Source organism: Streptomyces sp. NRRL F-5755 (assembly GCF_001279365.1).
Taxonomy (GTDB): domain Bacteria; phylum Actinomycetota; class Actinomycetes; order Streptomycetales; family Streptomycetaceae; genus Streptomyces; species Streptomyces rimosus.
This window is the reverse complement of record NZ_LGCW01000146.1, coordinates 1-1,674: the sequence shown is the minus strand read 5'-3', so window position 1 is coordinate 1,674 and position 1,674 is coordinate 1. Positions and strand designations below refer to the sequence as shown.

Below are 1,674 nucleotides of genomic sequence, written 5' to 3'. Positions count from 1 at the left end.
ACGCCAGCCGTAATCGGCTTCCGTTGCGCGGGAAGCGAATGAGCTGCTGGTGCCCAAGGAGATCTTCGACGGTTCGTCAGAGGGTGGGGAGGATGCCTCCGTCGACCGAAATGGTGATGCCGGTGAGGTAGGAGGCGCGTGGGGAAGCGAGGAAAACGATCACCTCTGCGGCTTCTTCGGGCTGTCCGGGGCGGCCGAGCGGGGCGGCGAGGCGCTGGTGAAACTCCTTGCGGATTATGTCCAGGTCGCGGCCGGTGCGTTCTGCCGCCTGCCGCAGGCTTGCTTCGACGGCGTCGGTCTCGATGACTCCAGGCATGACCGCGGTGACGCGCACGCCGTGCGGGCCGCAGGCGGTCGCGAGGCTCTTGCTGTAGGCGTTGAGGGCGGCTTTGGCGGCGGCGTACGGGGCACCGTTGGGCTGAGGGTAACGGGCGGCGTTCGATGACACGTGGACGACTGCCCCGTGGCCCTGTGCCGTCATATGCGGGACGAGGAGGCGGTCGAGGCGGACGACGGACAGCAGGTTGGCTTCGATGTTGGCCAGCCAGTCCTCGTCGGTCGCAGTGAGGACGCCGTCGGGTACCTGGGTGTTGCGTCCGGCGTTGTCGACGAGCACGTCGATGCCGCCCAGAAGGTCGAGCGCAGCGGCTGCAGCCTGCTCGACCCCGCCGGGGGAGCTCAGATCGGCGGTCACCACTTGTACTCCGGTGGGGACTTCGGCTCGATTGCGGGCGACGGCGACCACGTGCGCGCCGGCCGTGACCAGACGGCGCACCGTGGCGGCGCCGATGCCGCGGGTTCCTCCGGTGACGACGGCGCGTGTTCCGTGCAGGCCCAGATCCGCACTCGGATCGGGGAGCAGGGTCGGACGGGTGGGCGACATGGCGCTCCTCGGGTGAAGGGGGCGGCGCGGAGGCAGACATACCTGCAGTGCCTTAATCGTTCACATGCATGATTCATTTAATAACCTACACGATCACGTGAGATAAAGTGAGCGGGTGACCTCGGCTACCTCCACCGCCTCCGGCCCGGCGCTGATCGACGAGCACCGCAACAGCCCCGGCCTCATGCTCGCGCTTCTGGGGCACGAGGCCATGCGTCGTCTGAGGGATGCGCACACCGCCAATGACCTCACGCCGCGGCAGTTCCATATCCTCGGGCTGCTCCACGATCACGGTCCGTTGGCGCAGACCGACCTGGCCGCCGAGACAGATACCGCGGCCAGCGTGCTCGTCACGCAGCTCAATCCTCTGGAGGCCGAGGGACTGGTGACGCGCACGCGTGACCCTCGCGATCGGCGCCGCCACCTAGTCGTGCTGACGGAGGCGGGACAGCAGCGGCTGCAAGACGCGGCAGCCGCGCAGCAGGAGGTGGAAGACGGCCTCTTCCGCTCGCTGACCGGCACTCAGCGCTCGCAGCTGGCACAACTCCTTGTCCTGGTGCGCGACGATCTGACCGACGGCAACGAGCACTGCGGCACCCCGACCTCTCTCGACAGGAAGACGTCGTAAAGCCGTGAGTGGGGCGGGCCAGGAGCCCGAAGAGTTTTCGGGCCCGGCCGACGACGGGCCCCCTTGGTTGCTCGATACGGCCAGGCAACCCGGCGACCACGAGGCCCTCGTCGCGATCGGCGGCTCACCCCCACGAACAGCGCAGGGCACGGCAAACGCCCCC

The 1,674-nt window shown here is 68.3% G+C and carries 2 protein-coding genes; one reads left to right on the top strand and one right to left on the bottom strand.

Features of this window, described 5'->3' with window-relative positions; translation table 11 throughout:
• Positions 1-76: 76 nt before the first annotated feature.
• Entirely contained in the window at positions 77-883 is an 807-nt protein-coding gene (locus ADK86_RS15440; protein WP_053697098.1) for an oxidoreductase, read from the bottom strand.
• 115 nt (positions 884-998) lie between these two features.
• Between ADK86_RS15440 and ADK86_RS15435 the strand changes: the two genes are divergently transcribed.
• The gene (locus tag ADK86_RS15435; protein WP_234345878.1) at positions 999-1,511 is read left to right on the top strand and encodes a MarR family winged helix-turn-helix transcriptional regulator; all 513 of its coding nucleotides are present in this window, start codon (positions 999-1,001) and stop codon (positions 1,509-1,511) included.
• Positions 1,512-1,674: the final 163 nt, after the last annotated feature.